The organism is Microbacterium lacticum (genome assembly GCF_006716815.1).
In the GTDB taxonomy this organism is placed as follows: Bacteria; Actinomycetota; Actinomycetes; order Actinomycetales; family Microbacteriaceae; genus Microbacterium; species Microbacterium lacticum.
Genome location: NZ_VFPS01000003.1, coordinates 208,947 through 231,127, shown reverse-complemented (window position 1 = coordinate 231,127; position 22,181 = coordinate 208,947). Strand labels below are relative to the sequence as shown.

The following is a 22,181-nucleotide window of genomic DNA, read 5'->3' as shown; positions in this document are numbered from 1 at the left end:
CGCCCGCGTCAGCGCTTGCCGACGATCTGGCGCGCGACGAGGTCGCGCATGATCTCGTTGGTGCCGCCGTAGATGCGGTGCACACGGGCATCCAGGTAGGCGCGCGCGATCGGATACTCGGTGATGTAGCCGTAGCCGCCGTGCAGCTGCACGCCGACGTCGAGCAGCTCCGCCTCGCGGTCGGTGGCCCAGAACTTGACTTTCGCGGCCTCTTCGGCGGTGAGCTTCTGGTCCTTGTAGAGCTCCATCGCGCGGTCGATGTAGGCCCACATCACGTCGACCGTCGTCGCCATGTCGGCGAGGCGGAAGCGGGTGTTCTGGAAGTCGGCGACGCGCTCGCCGAACGCCTCACGGCTGATCACGTAGTCGCGGGTCCAGTCGAACGCGGCCTCACCGGCGGCAGCCGCCGCGACGCCGATCGACAGGCGCTCGAGCGGCAGGTTCATCATGAGCTGGATGAAGCCGAGGCCCTCCTTGCCGCCGATGAGGTTCGCCTCGGGCACGAACACGTCGGTGAAGCTGAGCTCGGCGGTGTCCCACCCGTGGAAGCCCATCTTCTCGAGCTTCTTGCCGTGCTCGAAGCCCTCCATGCCGTCTTCGAGGATCAGCAGGCTGAAGGCATCGGGCCGGTTGCCCTCACCGGTCTTGACGAAGGTGACGACGATGTCGGCGGTCTTGCCCGACGAGATGAACGTCTTCGCGCCGTTGACGAGGTAGCCGCCGTCGACCTTCTTGGCGGTCGTCTTGATGCCGCGGAGGTCGGACCCGGCACCGGGCTCGGTCATCGCGAGGGCGCCGAGGATCTCGCCGGTCGCCATGCCTGGCAGCCACTTCTCCTTCTGCTCCTGCGTGCCCATGTGCACGATGTACGGCACGGCGAGGTCGTCCTGGATGCCGAGGGCGCCCGCGAGCGAGCCCTGGCCGGCCTTGATGACCTCTTCGAGCACGATCGCGCGGAAGCGGTAGTCCTGCAGCATGCCCGCGCCGCCGAACTCCTCCGGCACGGAGAGCCCGATGATGCCGGCCTCGCCCGCGGCGAGCATCGTGGCGCGGTCGATCTCGCCGTCCGCCTCCCACTGCTTGCGCTTCTCCTCCGTGGCGTAGCGCTTGACGAACTCCTTGACGACGTCGCGGAACGCCTCGTGGTCTTCGTCGTAGATATTGCGCTCCATGGTGCGCCTGCCTCTCTTCGTTGAGTGTCGATCGAGTATCGAAGTCGGTCGAGGTGCGGGATGCCGGTGGCATGCCATCTCAGCATCCATGGTACTGGGTTGCACCGCGTGCAGGCAGCGCGGGGTGGATGCCTCGGTGCCGGTCGGCGCGAGGGTGTCGGCGCGAGGGCGTCGCGTGCGTGGCGCGGAGTCGGGACGTGGGCGCGCCTCAGTACGTCGGGGCCGCCGGGAGGCCGAAGAAGTCCTCGAGGGTGTGGAATCCGCCGTCGTGATAGACCTGGGCGAGCCCCGGACCGATGTAGCGCAGGTGCCACGGCTCCCACTCGTACCCGGTGATCGGCGTGTACCCGTCTTCGTAGCGCACGACGAACCCGAACCGCCATGCGTTCGCGGCCACCCAGGCGCCCTGCGGCGTGCCACCGAACGACTCGATCGCCGCGCATCCGCCGTCGCACGCCGCGACGTCGGTGGCGAGGCCGGTCTGGTGCTCGCTGAACCCGGGCCGGGCGCTCTGCAGGTCGGCCTCCTCGCGCCCCATCGAGTCGACGTAGCCGTTGTAGGTGCGGGTCTGCGAGGCGTACGACCGGTAGGCGCTGTTCAGCCCGATCGAGCCCGCCCCCTCCGCCGATGCGGCGGCGACGAGCGCACTGAGCGCATCGGATGCCGCGGGCTGCAGCCGTCCGTCGACGGTCCGCGGCATGTTCGCGGGCGCGGTGACCTCCGCCGGCTCGAAGTCGATCGGCGCGAGCGGGCGCTGCTTGTCGACGATCACCCACACCCGCCGCGAGTCGGAGAGGTCGACGCACGGCGCCGCGCCGCCGGCGACGGCCGCGCGGAACGCGGCGGCGCCCCCGAACGCGGCGAGCACGTCGGCGTCGGATCCCCCCGCGAGCGCGGCGGCGACCGCAGGATCGGCGCAGGTCGCGGCGGCGACCGATGTCTGCGCCGGCGCGGGAAGTCCGGTGGCCGCGCCCGCACCCGCGCCCGACCCGGCGGGCAGCGCGACGGCGTCGGCGGGGGCGCCGCCCGTGGCTCCCGAACCGGAGGCATCCGCACCGCCAGCGCTGCCGCCGTTGCCGCCCGCGCCTCCGACGCCTCCCGTGGCGACGGCGATCGCGACGACGATCCCGACGACGAGCAGCGCGGCGGCGGCGCCGAGCTGCAGCGTGCGGCGGCGGCCACGACGACCCGCATCGCGTCGCGCGCGGCGGGTCGTGGGCTGCTCGGGCTGCGGCACCCGCCCATTCTGCCGTGACTTCGCTGATCGTCTGCTCTGCTTGCCATGGCATCGAATCTATGTTCTACTACCGACATGCGCTGGAGTGGACAAACGATCGGAGAGCGGGACGAGTCGGCGCTGCCCGGGCTCGAGACGCTCGACGGCCTCGTGCGCAGCGTGACGACCCCCGAATTCGCGGGCATGACCTTCCACGAGGTCGCGGCGCGCTCCGCCCTGAACCACGTCCCCGGCGCCTCCGCCATGCCGTTCGACTGGACCGTGAACCCCTACCGCGGCTGCAGCCACGCGTGCTCGTACTGCTTCGCGCGCAACACGCACACCTACCTCGACCTCGATGCGGGTCGCGATTTCGACGAGCAGATCGTCGTCAAGGTGAACGTCGCCGAGGTGCTCCGCCGTGAGCTCGCGGCGCCCGGCTGGCAGCGCGAGTCGGTCGCCCTCGGCACCAACACCGATCCGTACCAGCGCGCCGAGGGCCGGTACCGCCTCATGCCCGAGATCATCGACGCACTCGCGACGAGCGGCACGCCGTTCTCGATCCTCACCAAGGGCACCCTGCTGCGACGCGACCTGCCGCTGCTCGCGGATGCCTCGGCATCCGTGCCCGTCTCGATCGCCATGTCGATCGCGATGCCCGACGAGCGGCTGCGCCAGACCCTCGAGTCGGGCGCCCCGACGTTCCAGGCGCGGCTCGACACGGTGCGCGCCGCGGCCGAGGCGGGGTTCGCGGTCACGGTCTTCCTCATGCCGATCGTGCCGCACCTGACCGACTCGGTGCCGGTGCTCGACGACGCGCTCGCGCGGATCGCGGCCGCCGGCGCCCGGCGCGTGGTGTTCGGCGCCCTGCACCTGCGGCCCGGGGCGCGGGAGTGGTTCTGGGAGTGGCTCGAACGCGAGCATCCTGAGCTCGTGCCCGCGTACCGCGGCCTGTATCCGGGCGCATCCGCATACGCCCCGGCCGGCTACCGCGCGCGGCTCGCGGCGCGCGTGCGTCCGCTGCTGCGCCGGCATCGGCTCACCGGTGGTGCGGAGGAGGAGGTCGAGACGCGGGCGTCGCGTCCGGGTCCGGTGCGGACGACGTCCCGCGGGGCGGCGAGCCTCGCGGCGGACGGCGGGCACGCGGGTGGGACGCACGCGGGTGGGGCGCACGCGGGTGGGACGCACGCGGGTGGGGCGCACGCGGGTGGGACGCGCGGCTTCGGCGGCTCTGGCGGCACCGCGTGGGGCACGAGCGCGACCGCGCGGGGCACGAGAAAGGGGGCGGTGGCTTTCGCCTCCGCCCCCGATCAGGCTGCGCGTCTGTTCTGAGTCAGCCGCCGCCGACCGGCCGGGCTCTCGCGCCCGACCGACGCTTCACTCGGCGCTGCGCAGCGCCTCGAGCAAGTCGTCGCCGGGGCGCACATCGTCGAACGGCGCGTCGATCTCGGCGCGATCGAGCATCTCGGTCATCTTCCGCCGGCGCTGCCGCGTGATGAGGGTCACGACGGTGCCGCTGCGGCCCGCGCGGCCGGTGCGCCCCGACCGGTGCAGGTACGTCTTGTACTCGTCCGGGGCATCCGCCTGGATGACGAGGTCGATGTCGTCGACGTGGATGCCGCGCGCCGCGACATCCGTCGCGACGAGCACGTTGACGCGGCCCGAGGTGAGGCGCTCGAGGTTGCGGGTGCGCTTGGCCTGGTTCAGGTCGCCGTGCAGGGCGACCGCGTGGATGCCGGCGTCGTCGAACTGCTCGGCGAGCATCTCGGCGTAGGCGCGGGTACGCGCGAACACGAGGGTCTTGCCGTCGCGGTCGACGAGGTTCGTGAGGATCTCCGCCTTGTCGCGGTGGTCGATCACGAGCACGCGGTGCTCGATCGTGCCCGAATCCTGGTCCTCGCCGGCGACCTCGTACACCGCCGGGTCGACGAGGAACTCGTCGACGAGCGCCGCGACCTCACGGTCGAGCGTCGCGGAGAAGAGCAGCTTCTGGGCATCCGGCTCGACGAGGCGGAGGATCCGCTGCATCGGCTCGAGGAATCCGAGCTCCGACATGTGGTCGGCCTCGTCGAGCACGACGATGCGGATCTCGGAGAGGTCGAGCTTGCCCTGCTCCTGCAGGTCTTCGATGCGGCCGGGGGTGCCGATGATGATGTCGACGCCCTTCTTCAGCGCGCCGACCTGGCGCGCCTGCGGCACGCCGCCGTAGATCTGCGTCGTGAACAGGCCGACGCTGCGGGCGATCGGCTGGACCGTGCGATCGATCTGCAGCGCCAGTTCACGGGTCGGCGCGAGGATGAGCGCCTGGGGGCTGCGGCCGAACTCGCGGCGCTTGCCGGCCTGGCTGCGCAGCACCGACTCGACGAGCGGAGCGCCGAAGGCGATCGTCTTGCCCGAGCCGGTGCGGCCGCGGGCGAGCACGTCCTTGCCCTCGAGGATCGGCGTGATCGTCGCCGCCTGAATCGGGAACGGCGAGGCAGCGCCGAGGTCCTCGAGCGCGCGGACGATGTTGTCGCCGAGCCCCAGCCCGGCGAAGGTCACCCCCGCGACCTCCTCGGCCTGGATCGCCTCGGCCTGCAGCTTCTCGTGCACCGTGTCGGCGTGCCGCTCGAAGGCCTGCCGCTTCGCGGCATCCTTCTCGTCCTGCTTCCAGTCCGAGCGGTTGCCGCCGTAGGTCGGCCGGTCGTCCCGGCCTCCGCGCGCGCGGTCATCGCGCTGCCGGTCGTCGCGGCGCGGGCGATCGTCGCGTTCATAACGGGGGCGGTCGTCGCGGAACGACGGACGGGCGTCACCGTAGCTGCGCCGCTCGCCCTGCGGCCGGCGGTCGTCGCGTTCGTAACGTCGGACATTCCGGTCTCCGCCGTCGAAACGGGCCCGATCCGAGCCCCGACGGCCCGATTCTCCGACGTTACGAACCGGGCGGTCGTCGTACGAGCGCACCGGACGGTCGTCGTACGAGCGGGCGGGGCGGTCCGAGCGGGCGGGGCGGTCCGAGCGGTCGTCGCGGCGGGGGCGGTCGCCCTGCGCCTGCGAGCGGATGCCACGGGCCTCGTTGCGGCCGGCGCGCTCCTGCGCGGACCAGCGCTGCTTCTTCGGGGCCGCTTCCTCCGCCTCGGGGCGGTAGCCGCGATGGCTGGGGCTCTTGCTTCCGGGCTTGCCGGCGGATGACTGGCCGGGGCGGCGCTTGGCGTCCTGGTATGACGTCTTCTTCGCGCCGTAGCGCGGCTCGAAACTCTGCGCGCGGCTGCCGCCGGCGGGCTTCTTGTTCTTGGGCATGGTGTCCTTCTGGGTTTCTCATGTGAGAACAGCACTCCGCGGGCGCACACTGGCGCGGTCGCGGTGATCGCGACGAGGAGTTACCCGGACACTCGTCGGCCGGGGGCCATTCACGTGATGGTTCATAAGCGTCGATCGACGCTCACCATCGGCCCCGCTGAACTCACAAGGGTGTGGCACCCACCCGCGCTTGCGCGGTGTCCAGAGCCGACACGGCCAGTCTACCCGGCGCGCCTGGGAACCGTCCCTGCACGACCACTTCCGCTCGATTCTCCGAATTGCCCAGCTGGTGCGCCCAATGCGAGGCATCCTGAAACCTGCGTGCAACAATGACCGTGCACAATGGTCACATGCTAGAGGCCGAGGCCACCCCCACCCACCCCATCACGGTGGCGATCGAACGCCGGATCGACCCCGCGCGGTCGGTCGAGGCGACGAGTTGGATGCAGGCGGGCACCGACCTCGCGGCGCGCTTCGACGGCTACCTCGGCTCGGGCTGGGTGCGCACCGGCGAGCAGAGCGACCTCTGGTACATGCTCTACCGGTTCCGCGACCTCGAGACGCTCGAGGCGTGGGAGCGATCGGATCAGCGCAGCTGGTGGCTCGATTCGGGCCGGGTGTTCGCCCGCGAGGTGCGCATCGAGCGACGCACCGGCATCGAGGGCTGGTTCGACGCGCCGCTCGCGTCGTCCGTGGAGGCGTTCGCGGCGGCGGACATCCTCGCCCCCGTCGAGACCGGCCCGGTCGCCCTGCCGATCCCCGCGGCTCCCCCGGCGTGGAAGCAGGCCGTCACGATCTGGCTGGGCTTCTTCCCGGTGAACCTCGTCGGCAGCTGGCTGCTGCTCATGGTGCCGACGTTCGCCGACTGGCCGCTGGCGCTGCGCGTCGGCGTCAGCACGCTGATCTTCACGCCGATCATGGTGTTCTGGGTGCTGCCGTGGGTCACGCGGATGCTGCGGCCCTGGCTCACCCGCCCGCGCCGCGAGCGCGGCTGATCCGTCCCGGGTTCGACGTCAGCCGCGCGAGTCCCGGCCGCGGCGCGCGCGACGCGGATGCTCGGCTGCATCGGGCGAGGCCGAACCCGCACCCGCCTCGCCGCCCGCACCCGCCTCAGTACCAGCACCCCAACCCGACGCCCCAGCATCCCCCGCGATCCGGCGGTTGAGGCGGCGCTCGTGCGCGCCCTCGACGAGGTTGTAGAGCGTCGGCAGCACGAGCAGGGTCAGCACGGTCGACGACACCAGTCCGCCGATCACGACGATCGCGAGCGGCTGCGAGATGAACCCGCCGTGCCCGGTGATGCCGAGCGCCATCGGGGTCAGGGCGAAGATCGTCGCGAGCGCGGTCATGAGGATCGGCCGCAGGCGTCGCGACGAGCCGGCGATGGTCGCGTCGTGCGCCGAGAGCCCCTTGGTGCGGTACTGGTTCACGAGGTCGACGAGCACGATCGCGTTCGTCACGACGATGCCGATCAGCATGAGCACGCCGATGAGGGATGCCACGCCCAGCGGCACGCCCGTCGCGATCTGCAGCAGGATCGCACCGGTCGCCGCGAACGGCACCGAGACGAGCAGCAGCAGCGGCTGACGGAGCGACTTGAACGCGGCGACCATGACGATGTAGACGATGAGGATCGCGGCGAGCATCGCGAGGCCGAGCTGACCGAAGGCATCCTGCTGCTGCGTGAGCACGCCGCCGATCTTCGCGTCAGCGCCGGTGGGCAGGTCGACGTCCTGGATCGCGGTCCGCACCGTCGCCGACGCAGCGTTCAGGTCGTCGGTCGACGGGGTCACGGTGACGGTCGCGGTGCGCTGCCCGCGCTGCGTCGTGATCGAGGTGGGGCCCTCGCTCTGCTGCACGGTGGCGACCTCGTCGAGGCGGATGAGGCCCGCGCCCGACGCGATCGGCAGCGCCTTCAGCTCGTCGATCGTCTTCGGCACCGACGCGGCCTGCAGGTAGACCGTCAGCGTGGTGCCGTCGATCTCGACCGTGCCGACCTGGCGCGGCTGCATCGTGTTCGACACGAGCGCGCCGACGGCGACCTCCGACAACCCGAGCGAGGCTGCCTTGGTGCGGTCGACCGACACGGCCACGTACGGCAGCGAGGCCGACAGGTTCGAGGTGACCTGGCCGACGCCGTCGCGTCCGGTGAGGCCCGCGACCACGGCATCCGTGGCGGTCTGCAGCGCGTCGGCGGAGGGGGCGGTCACATCGACCTCGATGTCGCTCGAGGCGAATCCGCCCTGTCCCGAGGCGACCGTCACGGTGCCGACGTCGTCGAGATCGGCGAGCGCGTCCTGCACGTTCTCGCGCACGGCGACCTGGTCGGCGCTCGCGTCGGTGGTGATCGAGTAGGTGATGCCGGCGCCGCCGCCCGAGAAGGCGTCGCGGATCGCCGAGCCGCTCGACCCGATCGAGGTCTGCACGGTCTCGACGCCGTCGATGCCGGTGAGCACCGCCTCGACCTTCTGCGCCGCGGCGTCCTCGGCGTCGAGCGAGGCGGCGGGGGCGAGTTCCTGCGTCACGGTGAACGTGTTCTGGCCGCTGTCGCCGAGGAAGTTCGTCTTCATGAGCGGGGCCAGGGCGACCGTGCCGCCCAGCACGACGACGGCGATCAGCAGGGTAACCCACGAGTGGTTCAGCGTCCAGCCGAGCACCGGCAGGTAGCCGCGCTGCAGGCGCGAGGGCGGCGCGGCGGGGTCTTCGGGGTCGATCTCGTTGCCGTCGGCGTCGCGCACCGAAGCGCCGGGCTTCAAGAACCAGTACGCGAGCACCGGCACGATCGTGAGCGCGACGAACAGCGACGCGGTCATCGCGATCGCGACGGTGAGGGCGAACGGGCGGAAGAGCTCGCCGGTCATGTCGCCGATGAACGCGATCGGCAGGAACACCGCGACGGTCGTGATGGTGGATGCCGTGATGGCGGCTGCCACCTCGCGCACCGCGAGCCGGATCGCCGCCCCCTTGTCGGCGTCGCCGACGTAGTGGCGTTTGATGTTCTCGATGACGACGATCGAGTCATCCACGACGCGTCCGATCGCGATCGTGAGCGCGCCGAGGGTGAGGATGTTCAGCGAGTAGCCGAACGCCTGGATGCCGACGAAGGTGATCAGCACGCTCGTCGGGATCGAGATCGCCGCGACGAGGGTCGAGCGCACCGACAGCAGGAACACGAAGATCACGAGCACCGCGAAGACGAGGCCGAGCAGGCCCTCCTGCGCGAGCGCCTCGATCGACTGCTCGATGTACGGCGCCTGATCGAACACGACGGTGAACTGCGCGTCGTCGCCGATCGCGTCCTGCAGCTGCGGCAGCAGCGCGGTCACCGCGCGGCTGACGTCGACGGTGTTGGCGGCGGGCAGCTTCGTGATCGAGATCGTGAGCGCAGGCTCGCCGTTCACGCGGGAGATCGAGGTGACCGGGTCCTGCGCGAGCGCGACGGCGGAGACATCCCCGATCGTGCGGGCGCCGCCGGCGATCTGCGCCGCCGAGGTGGGCACGAGCGGCAGGGCCGCGATCTCCTCGACGCTCGTGATCTTGGCGCCGGTCTGTACGGTGAGGGTCTGGTCGCCCTCGGTGACCGATCCGCTGGGGAAGAGCACGCCGTTCTGGTCGAGCGCGTCGGTGATCGCGGTCTGCGTGAAGCCGGCGGCGGCGAGCTTCGCCTGGTCGGGCGTGATCGTCACGCGCTGCCCCTGCCCGCCGACGATCGACGCGGCGCTGACACCCTTCACGTCTTCGAGGTCGGGGATCGCGCTCGCCTCGAGCTGGGCCTGGATCGTCTTCTCGTCGCTGTAGCCGGTGACGGCGAGCGCGATGACCGGCAGATCGTCGATCGAGAACGAGACGACGTTCGGCTCGACGCCGTCGGGAAGGGTCGACTTGATGCGGTTGATCGCCTGCTGGATCTTCTGCTCGGCGGCCGCGAGGTCGGTGCCGTAGGTGAACGATGCCTGGATGATCGACGCGTTGGTGGTGCTCGTCGCCGTGGTCGATTCGAGCCCGGGGATGCCCTGGATCGCGGTCTCGACGGGCGTCGACACGTCGTTGTTCACGACCTCGGGCGAGGCGCCCGGGTAGGTGGAGAGGATCGACAGCTGCGGGAACTCGATCGACGGGATGAGCTCCTGCTTGAGGTTCGTGAGGGCCAGCCCGCCGAAGATCGCCGCGACGATCGTGACGAGGGCGATGAGCGCCCGGTTCTTCAGACTCAAGACGGCGAGATGCGACACGGATAGCCTTTGCGGGGTGGCGGGCGCGAGGTTCGATACAGAGATGTATCGGATGCCATTGTCGCACGCGTCGGCGTGCCGACGGACCCGCTCAGCGCGGGAAGAGCCCGCCGATCGTGAGGCCGACCGCGGCGGCCACGAGGCAGACGAGGAACGTGCCGAGGAGATTTACCCACGCCCAGTCGCGGCGGCGGCGCTGCGCGAGCAGCACCGTCTCGACGGCGACGGTGCTGAAGGTCGTGAATCCCCCGAGCACGCCGGTACCGATGATCGCGAGCCACGGCGGCGACACCTGCGGAACGCCGGTGAGAAGGCCCAGCAGGAACGATCCGACGATGTTCACGACGAGGATGCCGAGGGGAAAGGCATCCTTCCTCCCGCGCATGATGGCGCCGTCGAGCAGGTAGCGCGCGCCCGCACCGATGCCGCCGCCCACGATGAGCGCGCCCCACTCCAGGGCGTTCATTCGGCGCTCTCCGGCGACTCGGCGCCCGGGCGGCGGGTGGGGCCGCGCCCCACGCCGAGCCCGGTCACGGCGGCCACGAGGCCGCCGAACAGCGACACCGCGATGAGCAGCAGCCCGATGAGCGGCGAGGCGCTCGAGACGGTCACCGACTGCACCGCGAACGCGCTGTAGGTCGTGAATCCGCCCATCACGCCGGTGCCGAGAAACGCGCGCAGCCGCGGGTGATGGTCATCGAGGCGCCCGACGATCACGCCGAGCGTGAAGGCGCCGAGGAGGTTCACCGCCAGAGTCACCACCGGCACGACCAGCGGGTTCGCCACGTCGCCGAGCGGCACGACGATCACCGCGCGCACCGCGACCCCGATCGCGCCGCCCGCGATGACGAGGAGGAGCACGGCCGGGGAGAACCACGCGCGCTGCACCATGTGGGCAGGATAGGGCGCGATCAGCCGAGGAGCAGGGTGCGGATCGCCGATTCGGGCGACACCGACGTGTCGAGCAGCACCCCCTTGCGGTAGCGGGCGAACACGCGGGGGTCGATGTACGAGCTCTTCGCGACGGTCGGGGTGTTGCCGAGCGCCTCGGCGGCGGCCTTCACCGCGAGCACCTCGGCGCGCTTGCGGTCGGTCTTCGTCGAGGCAGGACCGATGCGCGCGAGGGCGTCGGCGGCGAGGATCGTGCCGCGCAGGGTGCGGAAGTCCTTCGCGGTGAACGCTCCCCCGGTCATCGTGCGGACGTAGGCGTTGACGTCCTTCGGATGTAGCGGCACGCGGCGCCGCCCGCGCTCGTAGGCGAGCAGCGGCGAGGCGGGGCGGCCCGCCGAGAGCAGCAGCACCACCTCTGCGAGCTCGGCGTCGTCGATCTCGAGGTGCTGCATCTTTCCGCTCTTGCCGCGGAAACGCAGGCTGACGAGGGATGCCGCGGTCGCGGCATCCCGTCGGCGAAGGGTCGTGAGGCCCCGACTGCCGTGGGTGACGAGGTAGCGCTCGCTGCCGACCCGCGGGGCGGCGAGGTCGAGCATGCGGAAGGCGACCGCCAGCACGCGCTCGCGGTCGAGGTCGGCGCGGCGCAGCGACGTGGTGACCCGCCCTCGCGCGCGCGGCAGCGACCCCGCCAGCTGCAGCGCGCGGGCGTACTTGCCCTTGTCGCGCCCGGCCGCCCAGTCGGGGTGGTACAGGTACTGCAGCCGGCCGGCGTCGTCGATGCCGGTGGCCTGGATGTGCCCGTTGGGTGCCGCGCTGATCCAGACCTCGCTCCACGCGGGCGGGATGACGAGGGCGACGACCCGTTCGCGTTCGTCGGCGGGAAGGGCCGCACCGTCGGCGTCGGTGTATCGGAACGCCTCACCGGCGCGCACCCGCCGGTACCCGAGGTCGACCCCCGGGCGGACTTTTCGCAGCCGCGGCACGTCAGGAGTGCCGCAGCATGTCGATGAGCTCCGCCTTGCGCTTGCCGGAGTAGCCCGAGAGGCCGAGCTCCTTCGCGCGGGCGCGCAGTTCGGACACCGTCCAGTCGTCGTACGACCCCGCCTCGCCGCCGCGGTGACCGACCGCCTTCGCGCCGTCGCGGGCGACGGCATTGGAGATGCGGGCGGCCTTCTGCTTCGAGGCGCCATCCTTCCGGAGCTCTTCGTAGAGGTGCGGATCTTTGAGCGAGGAGGGGGTGCGGTTCTGGGGCATACTTCGGCCTTATCGCACCGCGGGGCCGCCTGGCAAGGGGGTCCGCACGATTGCCGATCGAGGGTATTTTCGGGGAGCCACGGTGGCCCATTGTGGCCGTGGCGTCATGGCGTTCCCATGACCTCCCCCCGAAGGAAAAAGGAGCCTCCCCATGAACATTGCTCTTCTGATCATCATCGTCGTCGCCATCGTGCTCGCCATCGTCGGCGGCATGAACACCGCTCTGAGCTGGCTGCTGTGGGTCGCGCTGATCGTCGGCGTGATCGCGCTGATCGCGTTCCTGCTGCGAGTCGTGCGGGGCGGCAAGGCGTAACGCCTCGTCCCGAGAACACAAGGGCGACGCCCCTGCGGATCACTCCGCAGGGGCGTCGTCGTGTGTGCGGGTGCGCCCATGGCGCAGCCGCCGATCACAGGTGGGCGTCGGCGTAGGCGGCGAGGGCGTCGCGCACGAACTCCGCGCCCGCCTGTCCGCCGTAGTTCGCCGCGAAGCGGGGGTCGGCGACGTACAGCTCGCCGAGCCCGCGCACGTACCCGGCGGCGTCGCCGTCGGGGTCGGCGGCCGGGGTGCCCGGGATGCCGCGCAGCCACGCCACGTGGCGGGCGGCGAGCTCGTGCGCCTCGGCGCCGTCCGGCGCGATCGCCCGCGTCGCGGCATCTGTCCACGCGGCGCCGAGCGCCGCGGTCTGGGCCTTCCCGTCGCCCTTCAGGGCCTCGTCGAGTCCCTGCCACCACCGGTCGGAGTCGGCCGCGGCCTGCTCTCCCCAGCGCTCGGCGACCTCGCGCCGATGGGCGGTGTGATCGAACCCGTCGAACATCTGCTCTGCCACGGGCTCTTCTCCATTCTTCCGTGTCTCGAGGGTCGATTCCACCGAGGCGATCTGCCGGCCGAGGCGGCCCTGCTCCTCTCGCGGCCAGGCGAGGTGCTGCACGAGCGCCTCGTCGACCGTCGCCGGCCGCGCGAGCACATCGGCGATCTGCGGCAGCCCGAGTCCGAGCTCCCGCATCAGCAGGATGCGCTGCAGGCGCACGAGGGCGTCGCTGTCGTAGTAGCGGTAGCCGTTCGCCCCGACGCGGGTGGGGCTCAGCAGCCCGATCGCGTCGTAATGGCGGAGCGTGCGGCTCGTCGTTCCGGCGAGACGCGCGACCTCGTGGGTCGACCATTCGTTCATGGATGCCACGGTAAAGGTTGACGCCGCGTCAATGTCAACCTCGCGTTCGCGGCGCTCGGTCGCGGGCTTGGAAAGCGGGGTGTTGACAAAGTCGAGATATATCGTGTTTGATCGGATCAACGCGATATATCTCGATTCGCGCAACGCAGGAGACAGACCATGACGATCGAGAAGTGGCTCATCAAGCCGGGCGAGTCCCGCGTGATCGACCTCGAAGACATCCGCAAGCTCAAGATCGGCCTCGTCGGCGGCCAGGTGGACGTCGTCGCCCACGACGAACCGGGCGTGCGCATCGAGGTGCACGCGGTGACCGGCAAAGACCTCCGCATCGAGGCATCCGGCGACGTCGTCGAGATCGACCACGCGCAGCTGCGCTGGGACAACTTCCTCGAGGTGTTCCGCAACTTCGGCGCCGCCGGCCCCAAGGCCGAGGTGAGCGTCGCGGTGCCGCGCGGGATCGCCCTGAACCTGGGCGTCGTCTCGGCGAGCGCCCTCGTGTCGGGTCTGCGGTCGGGTGCGCGCCTGAACACGGTGTCGGGCGACCTCATCGTCGACGGTCTCGTCGGCGACCTGTCGGTCAACGCGGTGTCGGGCGACGTGCAGGTCCGCAGCCTCGACGGTGCGCTGACCGCCAACTCGGTCTCGGGCGAGGTCGCCGCGACCGGCAGCATCCGCAAGGCCACGATCGACACGGTGTCGGGCGACCTGCTCGTCGACTCGACCGGGCGCGTCGACACGGTGAACCTCAACACCGTGTCGGGCAAGAGCACCGTGCGCCTCGACGAGGGGCACGCCGCCAACTACGTGCTGCGCTCGGTGAGCGGCCGGGTGCTCGTCGACGGCATCAAGCGGTCGGGCTCGGGGCCGACCAACTGGGTCGACTCCGACGGCGAGCTCAGCGGCAGCTTCGTCGACGTGCGCGTCAACTCGGTCTCCGGCGCGATCATGGTGCTGCGCCGCGCGGCATCCGTCGAGCACAACTCGTTCGACGAGGTGGCTCCGCACGTCGACGAGCCCGCCCTGCAGGAGGTCTCCGTCGAGGATGCCTCGGGTGGCGCGTCGGTCGAGGCCGCCGCCGACCCGGACCGCCTCGACGGCGACGGGTTCGGCACCGAGCGCCCCGACGGCGAGCGCCCGGACACCGATCGCCTCGACACCGATCGGGAGGCGTGAGCATGCCTCCCGTCTTCTCTCACGGCGACCTGCGCCTGTACCTGCTGAACCTGCTCGACGAGTCACCGCGGCACGGATACGACCTGATGCAGGCGCTCTCCGACCGCACCGGCGGCACGTACACGCCGAGCGCTGGCACGATCTATCCGCGGCTGGCGAAGCTCGAGGAGGAGGGGCTGGTCACCAAGAGCGTCGAGGGTCGCAAGACGATCTACGCGATCACCGAGGCCGGGCACGCCGAAGTCGTCGCGCGCGCGGGTGACCTCGAGGGCATCGAGGCCGGGCTCGCCGACAGCGTGCGCCTCATCGCCGACGAGGTGCGCGGCAGCGTGCGCGAGGCCATGAAGAGCCTGCGCGCCGACCTCGCCGCCGCCGCACAGGCCGAACAGGGCGCGGCGAAGGAGCGGGCGCAGTCAGACGACGTGGCGCGCGCCGACGCGCGATCGGCCTCCCGCGCAGATGCACGGGAGCAGGTGCGCCGCGCCGAGGCGATCGTCACCGACTTCCGCACGTCCGTGCGCACCGACCTGCGCACCCACCTGGCGCGCGGCGGCTCGCTCGCGGCATCCGTCGTCGACGACCTCGCTCGTTCGCTCGACGACACGCTCCGCGACCTGGCGCGGGCCCTGCGCCGCTGATCCCGGCGCCGATCAACGGCCTCCTCGATGAGGCCGGGCGTTGCGACGATGCTCGGAGCCAGACCTACGGGGTGATGCAGCGGGGGGTTGATCTGGTGCAGACGGGTGAGCGCTTCGAGAGATTCGACCTGACGAAGGACCCGCCGTTCGCGCGCGGGTACAAAAAGCGACAAGTCATTCACCGCGTACTGGCCGCTCCACACCCCGACCTGCTACGGCGGCGCCGGGCTCGTTGAACGCCTGGCCGGCCAGCTCGCCTCCGATTTCGAACCGCAGTCCTCCCTGGCCTCGTTCCGGGCACGGTTTCTGTATAGTCCCGACGACGTCCTGGTGACGCGAGTGCGTCGTACCGGATAAAGCCCGGCAAGTAGCAGCCGATCCCGCAGAGGCTGGGCGATGCGAGCGCGATGGGGAACATCGACAGCACCCCGGCAACGGATACGGCCCACAGCAGTGGAGGGCCTCGCGTCCCCGACTCCGATTCTGCGAGGGTTAGCTGTGATGTCCAGGGACGTTGTTGCGTGAATCGCTCGTGATTTCTGAGGGGTGAAGGCCTCCGGTTGCGAGAGTGGAGCTGTTTAGAAACCGCTCACGCAACACAGGAGGCCTTCATGTCCCACGCTAACGCTGCTCTGACCCCGCGCGCTCGTTTGCGGCTGGCCAAGCTCATTGTCGAAGAGCATTGGTCCGCCACTGTCGCGGCGAAGATGTTCATGACCTCGCCGCCTACGGCGCGGAAGTGGGCCGTCAGGTTCCGCGTCGAGGGGGCAGCAGGGATGCTCGACAGATCCAGCCGGCCGCGATCGATGCCGACCAAGACCCCTCCCGAGCTGGTCAAACGGATCGTGAAGGCACGGTGGCGACGCCGGCTCGGCCCGGCGCAGATCGCCGCGGAGCTCGGCCTCCCGACCTCGACTGTTCATGCGGTACTGGTGCGCGCGCGGATCAACAGACTCAGTCATATCGATCGGGTTACCGGCGAACCCATCCGCCGATACGAGCATCCCCATCCCGGATCGATGATTCACGTCGACGTGACCAAATTCGGCAGCATCCCCGATGGTGGTGGCTGGCGGTTCGTCGGCAAGCAGCAAGGAGACAAACACAAGGCGACGACGGCTCTCCGCACGGGAAGAACCAGCAAAGGTCACCCGAACATCGGCACCGCATTCGTCCATACCGTTATCGATGACTACTCCCGCGTTGCCTACGCCGAGATCTGCGCCGACGAGAAAGCCGTCACGGCGATCGGTGTCCTTGAACGCGCTGCCGCCTGGTTCGCAGATCGCGGCGTCACAGTCGAGCGCGTCTTATCCGACAACGGGCTCTTCGGACTTCCGGTGGGGGTGAGGCTCGCCGGGTGAGTTCGGGCGGGTAGGGGTCGAGGTCCCCGAGGATCAGTAGCGCCAACTGCTGCTCCAACCGAGGACCTCGACGTGTCTCACCATAGTTCGGGGTGCGCTGATGCGCGCTCTGCCGCTTGCCCGTGCTCCCGCTGCGATCTGCTGCTCGGTCTCGACGGCGTCCATGTCGAGGCGGTCGAGCGTCTGGACGGGCTGCTGGTGGTGACGGTCTCGAGCCCCGCGGCGCCGGCCGGTTGCCCGTCGTGCGGGGTGCTCGCTGTCGGTCGGGGTCGCCGCCGCCGCGTTCTTCACGACGTGCCCGGCGCGACGCGGGTGCGACTGATCTGGCGGCAGCGGGTGTGGCGTTGTGATGATCCCGACTGCATGAGGAGGACGTTCGTGGAGCAGGTCCCGACCCTGGTCGCCGCGCGCGGGTCGATCACCATGCGCGCGGTGACGTGGGCGATCGGGCAGCTGCGCCGCGAGCACGCCACGATCGCGGGCCTGGCCCGACAGCTGGGCACGTCGTGGAAGACGGTGTGGCGGGCCGTTGAGCCCGAACTCGTCAAGCTGGCTGCCGACGAGTCCCGGTTCGAGAACGTCACCACCCTCGGCGTCGACGAGCACATCTGGCATCACGTCGACTCCCGCAAGCGCGGCCCGAAGGAGCTGACCGGGATGGTCGACCTGACCCGGGATGAGCACGGTCGCACCCGTGCCCGGCTGCTCGACCTCGTGCCGGGCAGATCGGGGAAGGCCTACGCGGCCTGGCTCGACGAGCGCGGCGACGCGTTCCGGAACAACGTGAAGGTCGCGGCGTTGGACCCGTTCGCCGGATACAAGACCGCGATCGACGACAAGCTCGAGGACGCCGTCGCGGTGCTCGACGCGTTCCACGTCGTCAAGCTCGGCACCGCCGCCGTCGACGAGGTCCGCCGACGTGTCCAGCAGGACACCCTCGGTCACCGCGGCCGGAAGGGCGATCCGCTCTACGGGATCCAGACCATCCTCCGCGCCGGCGCCGAGAACCTCACCGAGAAGCAGCGGACCAGGCTCGCGGCAGCGATCGAGGCCGACCCCGCGCACGACGAGGTGTTCGTCGCATGGCAGTGCGCCCAGCAACTGCGTTCCGCCTACCACCAGAAGGACCTCGCCGAGGGGCGGCGGATCGCCGAGAAGGTCGTCGACACATTCCACACCTGCCCGATCCCCGAGATCGCCCGCCTCGGCCGCACCCTCCGCCGCTGGCGAGCCGCGTTCCTGGCCTACTTCACGACCGGACGATCATCGAACGGCGGCACTGAGGCGGTGAACGGGATCATCGAGCTCCACCGCCGCCTCGCCCGCGGCTACCGCAACCGCGACAACTACCGGCTCCGCATGCTCCTCGCCGCCGGCGGCCTCACCCCATGACCCCCACCGAATGTCCGAAGAGCCCGACAACGGGTCGGCCTATCGCTCCTACGCATGGCGAGATGCCTGCACCCTGCTCGGCGTCCGACACAAGCGCACCCGCCCCTATCGTCCACAGACCAATGGCAAGATCGAGCGGTTCCACCGCACCCTCGCCGACGGCTGGGCCTACGCACGCTTCTACGGATCAGAATCCGAACGCCGAGCCGCGCTACCCGCCTGGCTACACACCTACAATCATCACAGGCACCACTCCGCAGTCGGAGCCGCACCCATCAGCAGACTCAACAACCTGCCTGGACATCACAGTTAGGCGACACCGAGCCTCACCATCCGCGACCTTCCTCGCACGTTGTTCGATCCCTAAACGGGCATTGCTCTTACAAGGGACAGTCGCGAGTATCTCCGCGGGGTGTACCCAAGTGGACTTGGATATGCGGAATGCAGGATCGCGTGCGTGTCGTGACCGAGATATTTCCACGAAACAGCCGACCCCGTGATTCTTCTGCGCCAGGATTCTCCGCGAGGCGCGGGATACTCGGTTTCAAGAAGCAACTCCGGGGAGGGTCAAATGGTTTATCGCAATGCTGCGCGGGCCTTCATCGCCGAGCTTGCCGAGATCCGTTCGAGTGGGCAACCGGTGACGGTTCGCGGACTGCCTACTCACGAGCGTCTCGCACGTACTGTTACGTTGGCGCAGCCAACGGAACGTTTCATCCCGTACCGGGTCGTCGCAACGATGTGTTCGCGACCATCGCCGAGACGATGTGGGTGCTCGCTGGCCGCAATGATATGGACTATCTGGCCCGCTATCTCGGCCGCGCGCTGCAGTTCTCGGACGACAAGGTTACATGGCGTGGTGGCTATGGGCCACGGTTGCGCGACTGGGGTGGAGTCGATCAGGTGGATGAGATCCGCAAGCTCCTCCGTTCGGACCCTGAGTCTCGCCGGGCGGTAGCTGTCCTGTTCGATCCGGCGCGCGACTTCGTGGACACGCTCGATGTGCCCTGCAACAACTGGCTGCACTTCCTCGTCAGGAATGGCAGCGTCTACCTCAACGTGACCGTGCGTTCCAACGACATCCTGTGGGGATTCTCCGGCATCAACACGTTCGAGTGGAGTGTGCTGCACGAGATGATGGCCTTCTGGCTCGGTGCACGAGTTGGTCACGTGTCGTTCTTCATCTCATCCCTTCATCTCTACGACGAGCGGAATGAGCAAGCTGACCGTGCGCTCACCGGGTTTGGTAGCGCCACCGGCTATGAGGAAGCGTGGGCGGGCGCCCAGTTCAGGACTCCGTGGGAGGACTTCGCGGATGTGCTCGATCGCTGGTTTGACCTCGAAGCTCGACTCGCTTCCGGGGAGGACTGTCACGCGGAGATCGCTGAGTTCCCCGACCCGTTACTGCGTCAGTTCCTTCAAGCGATCGCGATCAAGTGGGCGATCGCAGCGGGTGCCGACGATGCGCGGCAACGTGAACTCGTTGACGAGCTCGGCCACAGCGATATCGCCTTCGCGCTCCACGAGCAACTGTTTCGAGACTCCGCCCAGCTATTGTCCTCACCCGTTTCCGCGGTGAATTGGGCCGACCTGCGCGAGTCCGTCATCGATCTGCATCGGTCGAAGGATGTCGCCTACGGCAACTCGTGGAAAAGGCGCGGAGAGCTAATCAGCATCGCAGCCAACCTCGCCCGCAAGATGGATCGTATCGATCAGGTGGTAGGCGGCGCTGCGGCGGGGAGAGAGACACTTCTGGACACTGTGGTCGATCTCCTCGTGTACGCGGTCAAATATGAGACATTCCTCGCGGACCAGTCGACCGACGTCGCCGAGAAGCTCTTCACGAATGGCGGTGAGCGGTTCAGCGACGGTCCGGACGGCTTCGAGGAACTCATGCGGGCGCGTGACGTTGTCGGCGAGGTCGGGACCGTTCATGCGGAGGCCGCAGAGGCCTCGGCGGCGTTCGACGAGCTGGACGTTTTCCTCCAACTCCACCCGCAGGGCGAGTGGATGGAGAAGCTCGCACTGGCAGAGCGCCTGACGGCGACCGCGTTACGCCTCATGCTTGCGGTCGCGGCGTCTGACCCGGATGGAGTCGACGCGCTGCCGGGATGCGGGACGGTCATGACGGCGGTTCCGGCGGGCTGCGACGCGTCCGGGGGGAGATGATGGAGCGAAGCAGTGGACGACGGGTCGGACATACATCGCGCCACGAGAGGCGGATGGCCGTAGGCAGCGTAGGACGGAGACAGGCACGGGTTATGAGAGCACCAACTCCCCGGGACGGGGTCTACGAGCTCTACTGGAAGTTCGCCGCTGAGCGGCAGCATGTGTTTGAGGCGCGCGTCGCTGGAGCCCCGGGGCCGTGGACGCAGGACCGGATTCTCCAGGAGTACAAGTTCTGCAACGTCTATCGGGCTGCTGACCGTGTCAGCCAGTACCTCATCCGCGACGTCGCCTACTGCGATGACGACTCAAGTCCTGCAGATCGCCTGTTCCAGATCGTCGCGTTCCGAAACTTCAGCAATGTCGGTACGTGGGAGACCGTCGTCGAGATACTTGGGCGGTCGCCTCGGATCGCAGATCTGGAGACCGGTGTGTTCGAGGGGGCGCTCACCGAAGCGAAGGACCGCAACGGCGGCCTCTACACGGGGGCGTTCATCCTCTGCGCCACGGACGCCTACGGTCGCAAGACCAAGCATCTGAACCATGTGGAGTTATTCCGGGACATGTTCGTGCGGTCGTGCCTTGCCGAGCGGATTCTTGAGGCTGAGTCGCTGGAGGAGGTCTACGACCTGCTCCACACTTTCCCCTTGATGGGGGATTTCATGTCTTATCAGATGGCGATTGACCTGAACTACTCGGAGCACGTGAACTTCTCTGAGAACGATTTCACGAAGCCTGGTCCGGGCGCGCTGCGCGGCATCAGAAAGGTTTTCTCCGACCTGGGCGGCCTCACACCGCAAGAGGTGATCATGTGGATGGTCGACAACCAGGAGGGTGAGTTCGCCCGCCTGGAACTTGAGTTCAGCGGTCTCTGGGGCCGGCCGATCCAGGCGATTGACGCTCAGAATCTCTTCTGCGAGACGGATAAGTACTGCCGTGAAGCGGTTCCGGAGCTTGCCAGTGCGAGAAGCCGGATCAAGTCGCGCTACGTCTCCACGCCGGAGCCGATGACGCTCTTCTTCCCACCCAAGTGGGGGATCAACGGTCACCTTCCTCAGAACGAGGTGCTGGGCGATGAGTTCTTGCGTGCTCGCGTCCTCGAGCCCATGTTCTAGGTGAGAGCGCTCGGGGGGCTTATGCTGCTGGTTGCCGGCGTCGTGGCCAGTCGTGCGGGCGTCCCTGCACCCCCTGCTCGAGCGATCGCACCCACTCGATGATCGCTGCGACGTGCTCGTCCGTGAAGTTGCTGCGGTATGCAGGTGCCGAGTGCACGAGGTCGAAGCCGTAGTCGATGCGCAGCGATTCGGGGATGACCGGGCCGTCTCCGCCGAAGTACACGAACTCGTCTCCGAGGATCACCCGCTCGCTCTTCGTGTCGCGCAGCATGTGACGCGCCTCCAGAGAGCCGTCGTCCTTGCTGTGGCGGGAGTTCTCCTGGATCCAATCTCCGGCGTGATCGCGGTGGTAGATGTTGTCGCCGAAGTGCTGCATGCGGCTGCCTCGAAGGTTTGGCCGCTTCTCGGCGAACCGTTCATCGCGCCAATACTCTTGGAAGCTCACGATCTCTGAGACGCGCATCGCATAGACGAGGTTGCCTGCTTTGCCGTTCGGTCGGGAGCCGGTGCCGACAATCCAGTCGTCGACCTGGGCGACCTTGCGGATGTCCTGCTTGCACGTGGCAAGCGAGCAGACACCGTGAAAGGGGTTTGGCGCGAACCCGACGTCGTAGCGCACGATGTAGCTGAACAGCTTCACGCTCGACCTCCCTGTTCAGCAGGCAGCGCGGGGAATCGACTGCACGGGCGCGGGAGCACCACTGGGTTCTGTCCAGTTGTCCTTGCCGTCAAGAGCGTCGATGATCGCCTGGGCATCCCAGTTGACGATCGCGTTCGCGTAGTCTTCGAGCGACTCGGGCATGTCGTGGTGCGTCGTGCCTGGTGCCCAGACCCCTACGATCCGCTTGTCCGGGAACTTGCGGGCGTACTCGATCTCCCAGTCGACCCACTCATGGTTCTTCGTGTCGGGGGAGATGATGACGATAATCTTTCCCGCCCATCGGATCTGGTCCGCCAAGAGCGTCCTGATGTAATCGGGGCTCTTCGCGTTGTTCGGGGTCTCGCTCGTGATCGACGAGTCCCGGATCTCGGCTCCGCTGCCGGCGAGCATCTTCTTGAGATCTCCGACCAGCGCATCGTCTTCGTGACGGTGGCTGATGAAAATGTTGTGTTGGGCGCTCAT

At 68.9% G+C, this 22,181-nt stretch carries 18 protein-coding genes and 3 pseudogenes; 10 read left to right on the top strand and 11 right to left on the bottom strand.

What is annotated here, in order from left to right:
- Positions 1–8: 8 nt before the first annotated feature.
- Both FHX68_RS09825 and FHX68_RS09820 read right to left on the bottom strand, forming a co-directional pair.
- Entirely contained in the window at positions 9–1,172 is a 1,164-nt protein-coding gene (locus tag FHX68_RS09825) for an acyl-CoA dehydrogenase family protein (RefSeq protein ID WP_141381229.1), read from the bottom strand.
- Positions 1,173–1,380: 208 nt separating this feature from the next.
- A complete protein-coding gene (locus FHX68_RS09820; RefSeq protein WP_229661612.1) occupies positions 1,381–2,409 on the bottom strand; it encodes a M15 family metallopeptidase in 1,029 nt (342 codons plus the stop codon).
- 75 nt (positions 2,410–2,484) lie between these two features.
- On the opposite strand from FHX68_RS09820, the gene FHX68_RS09815 reads away from it, so the two are divergent.
- Positions 2,485–3,720, top strand: coding sequence for an Rv2578c family radical SAM protein (locus FHX68_RS09815; RefSeq protein ID WP_211345080.1), 1,236 nt, complete (start codon positions 2,485–2,487; stop codon positions 3,718–3,720).
- Between the two features lie 45 nt (positions 3,721–3,765).
- On the opposite strand, the gene FHX68_RS09810 is transcribed toward FHX68_RS09815, so the two are convergent.
- Positions 3,766–5,664, bottom strand: coding sequence for a DEAD/DEAH box helicase (locus FHX68_RS09810; protein WP_141381227.1), 1,899 nt, complete (start codon positions 5,662–5,664; stop codon positions 3,766–3,768).
- Between the two features lie 350 nt (positions 5,665–6,014).
- Between FHX68_RS09810 and FHX68_RS09805 the strand changes: the two genes are divergently transcribed.
- Positions 6,015–6,659 (top strand): putative antibiotic biosynthesis monooxygenase, encoded by a 645-nt coding sequence (locus FHX68_RS09805; protein WP_141381226.1) that lies wholly within the window; start codon positions 6,015–6,017, stop codon positions 6,657–6,659.
- Between the two features lie 18 nt (positions 6,660–6,677).
- Here the strand turns inward: FHX68_RS09805 and FHX68_RS09800 are convergent, their stop codons facing one another.
- The 5 genes from FHX68_RS09800 to FHX68_RS09780 form a co-directional block, all read right to left on the bottom strand.
- Positions 6,678–9,896, bottom strand: coding sequence for an efflux RND transporter permease subunit (locus FHX68_RS09800; protein WP_141381225.1), 3,219 nt, complete (start codon positions 9,894–9,896; stop codon positions 6,678–6,680).
- A 91-nt stretch (positions 9,897–9,987) separates the two neighbouring features.
- Positions 9,988–10,362, bottom strand: a complete 375-nt coding sequence (crcB, locus tag FHX68_RS09795) for a fluoride efflux transporter CrcB (protein ID WP_141381224.1) — start codon at positions 10,360–10,362, stop codon at positions 9,988–9,990.
- The gene (locus FHX68_RS09790; protein ID WP_141381223.1) at positions 10,359–10,787 is read right to left on the bottom strand and encodes a fluoride efflux transporter FluC; all 429 of its coding nucleotides are present in this window, start codon (positions 10,785–10,787) and stop codon (positions 10,359–10,361) included. Before FHX68_RS09790 ends, crcB begins: the two co-directional genes overlap by 4 nt.
- Before the next feature lie 20 nt (positions 10,788–10,807).
- A complete protein-coding gene (locus FHX68_RS09785) occupies positions 10,808–11,770 on the bottom strand; it encodes a DNA topoisomerase IB (RefSeq protein WP_141381222.1) in 963 nt (320 codons plus the stop codon).
- A 1-nt stretch (position 11,771) separates the two neighbouring features.
- Positions 11,772–12,041, bottom strand: a complete 270-nt coding sequence (locus FHX68_RS09780) for a DUF7218 family protein (protein WP_141381221.1) — start codon at positions 12,039–12,041, stop codon at positions 11,772–11,774.
- A gap of 151 nt (positions 12,042–12,192) precedes the next feature.
- Between FHX68_RS09780 and FHX68_RS09775 the strand changes: the two genes are divergently transcribed.
- Positions 12,193–12,354 carry a DUF2207 domain-containing protein gene (locus tag FHX68_RS09775; protein WP_141381220.1) on the top strand — a complete coding sequence of 54 codons (162 nt, stop codon included), beginning with the start codon at positions 12,193–12,195 and terminating at the stop codon, positions 12,352–12,354.
- A gap of 94 nt (positions 12,355–12,448) precedes the next feature.
- On the opposite strand, the gene FHX68_RS09770 is transcribed toward FHX68_RS09775, so the two are convergent.
- Positions 12,449–13,210, bottom strand: coding sequence for a MerR family transcriptional regulator (locus tag FHX68_RS09770; RefSeq protein ID WP_141381219.1), 762 nt, complete (start codon positions 13,208–13,210; stop codon positions 12,449–12,451).
- A gap of 159 nt (positions 13,211–13,369) precedes the next feature.
- On the opposite strand from FHX68_RS09770, the pseudogene FHX68_RS09765 reads away from it, so the two are divergent.
- The 7 genes and pseudogenes from FHX68_RS09765 to FHX68_RS09735 all read left to right on the top strand — a co-directional run.
- Positions 13,370–14,173 (top strand): annotated as a pseudogene (locus FHX68_RS09765) (DUF4097 family beta strand repeat-containing protein); the annotation flags it as partial.
- Positions 14,174–14,385: 212 nt separating this feature from the next.
- The gene (locus tag FHX68_RS09760; RefSeq protein ID WP_141381218.1) at positions 14,386–15,021 is read left to right on the top strand and encodes a PadR family transcriptional regulator; all 636 of its coding nucleotides are present in this window, start codon (positions 14,386–14,388) and stop codon (positions 15,019–15,021) included.
- Positions 15,022–15,632: 611 nt separating this feature from the next.
- Positions 15,633–16,346 (top strand): annotated as a pseudogene (locus FHX68_RS09755) (leucine zipper domain-containing protein); the annotation flags it as partial.
- Positions 16,347–16,457: 111 nt separating this feature from the next.
- Positions 16,458–17,777, top strand: a complete 1,320-nt coding sequence (locus tag FHX68_RS09750; protein ID WP_425325860.1) for an ISL3 family transposase — start codon at positions 16,458–16,460, stop codon at positions 17,775–17,777.
- 25 nt (positions 17,778–17,802) lie between these two features.
- Positions 17,803–18,090, top strand: a pseudogene (locus FHX68_RS09745) (integrase core domain-containing protein); the annotation flags it as partial.
- A gap of 128 nt (positions 18,091–18,218) precedes the next feature.
- Positions 18,219–19,946 (top strand): thymidylate synthase, encoded by a 1,728-nt coding sequence (locus FHX68_RS09740; protein WP_141381563.1) that lies wholly within the window; start codon positions 18,219–18,221, stop codon positions 19,944–19,946.
- A gap of 92 nt (positions 19,947–20,038) precedes the next feature.
- Complete coding sequence (locus FHX68_RS09735; protein WP_170214309.1) at positions 20,039–21,058, top strand: nucleotide kinase domain-containing protein; 1,020 nt, start codon at positions 20,039–20,041, stop codon at positions 21,056–21,058.
- A gap of 19 nt (positions 21,059–21,077) precedes the next feature.
- Here the strand turns inward: FHX68_RS09735 and FHX68_RS09730 are convergent, their stop codons facing one another.
- Positions 21,078–21,698, bottom strand: coding sequence for an Nmad2 family putative nucleotide modification protein (locus tag FHX68_RS09730; RefSeq protein ID WP_141381562.1), 621 nt, complete (start codon positions 21,696–21,698; stop codon positions 21,078–21,080).
- A 15-nt stretch (positions 21,699–21,713) separates the two neighbouring features.
- On the bottom strand, positions 21,714–22,181 hold the full coding sequence (locus tag FHX68_RS09725) for a TIR domain-containing protein (protein WP_141381561.1): 468 nt from the start codon (positions 22,179–22,181) through the stop codon (positions 21,714–21,716).

Excerpts from the sequence above, each read along its gene's own strand:
- crcB (WP_141381224.1), bottom strand. The coding sequence starts at position 10,362 with ATGAACGCCCTGGAGTGGGGCGCGCTCATCGTGGGCGGCGGCATCGGT.
- FHX68_RS09770 (WP_141381219.1), bottom strand. The coding sequence starts at position 13,210 with ATGAACGAATGGTCGACCCACGAGGTCGCGCGTCTCGCCGGAACGACG.
- FHX68_RS09735 (WP_170214309.1), top strand. The coding sequence starts at position 20,039 with ATGAGAGCACCAACTCCCCGGGACGGGGTCTACGAGCTCTACTGGAAG.
- FHX68_RS09825 (WP_141381229.1), bottom strand. The coding sequence starts at position 1,172 with ATGGAGCGCAATATCTACGACGAAGACCACGAGGCGTTCCGCGACGTC.
- FHX68_RS09740 (WP_141381563.1), top strand. The coding sequence starts at position 18,219 with ATGCAGGATCGCGTGCGTGTCGTGACCGAGATATTTCCACGAAACAGC.
- FHX68_RS09780 (WP_141381221.1), bottom strand. The coding sequence starts at position 12,041 with ATGCCCCAGAACCGCACCCCCTCCTCGCTCAAAGATCCGCACCTCTAC.
- FHX68_RS09790 (WP_141381223.1), bottom strand. The coding sequence starts at position 10,787 with ATGGTGCAGCGCGCGTGGTTCTCCCCGGCCGTGCTCCTCCTCGTCATC.
- FHX68_RS09805 (WP_141381226.1), top strand. The coding sequence starts at position 6,015 with ATGCTAGAGGCCGAGGCCACCCCCACCCACCCCATCACGGTGGCGATC.
- FHX68_RS09775 (WP_141381220.1), top strand. The coding sequence starts at position 12,193 with ATGAACATTGCTCTTCTGATCATCATCGTCGTCGCCATCGTGCTCGCC.
- FHX68_RS09760 (WP_141381218.1), top strand. The coding sequence starts at position 14,386 with ATGCCTCCCGTCTTCTCTCACGGCGACCTGCGCCTGTACCTGCTGAAC.
- FHX68_RS09815 (WP_211345080.1), top strand. The coding sequence starts at position 2,485 with ATGCGCTGGAGTGGACAAACGATCGGAGAGCGGGACGAGTCGGCGCTG.
- FHX68_RS09810 (WP_141381227.1), bottom strand. The coding sequence starts at position 5,664 with ATGCCCAAGAACAAGAAGCCCGCCGGCGGCAGCCGCGCGCAGAGTTTC.
- FHX68_RS09725 (WP_141381561.1), bottom strand. The coding sequence starts at position 22,181 with ATGAGCGCCCAACACAACATTTTCATCAGCCACCGTCACGAAGACGAT.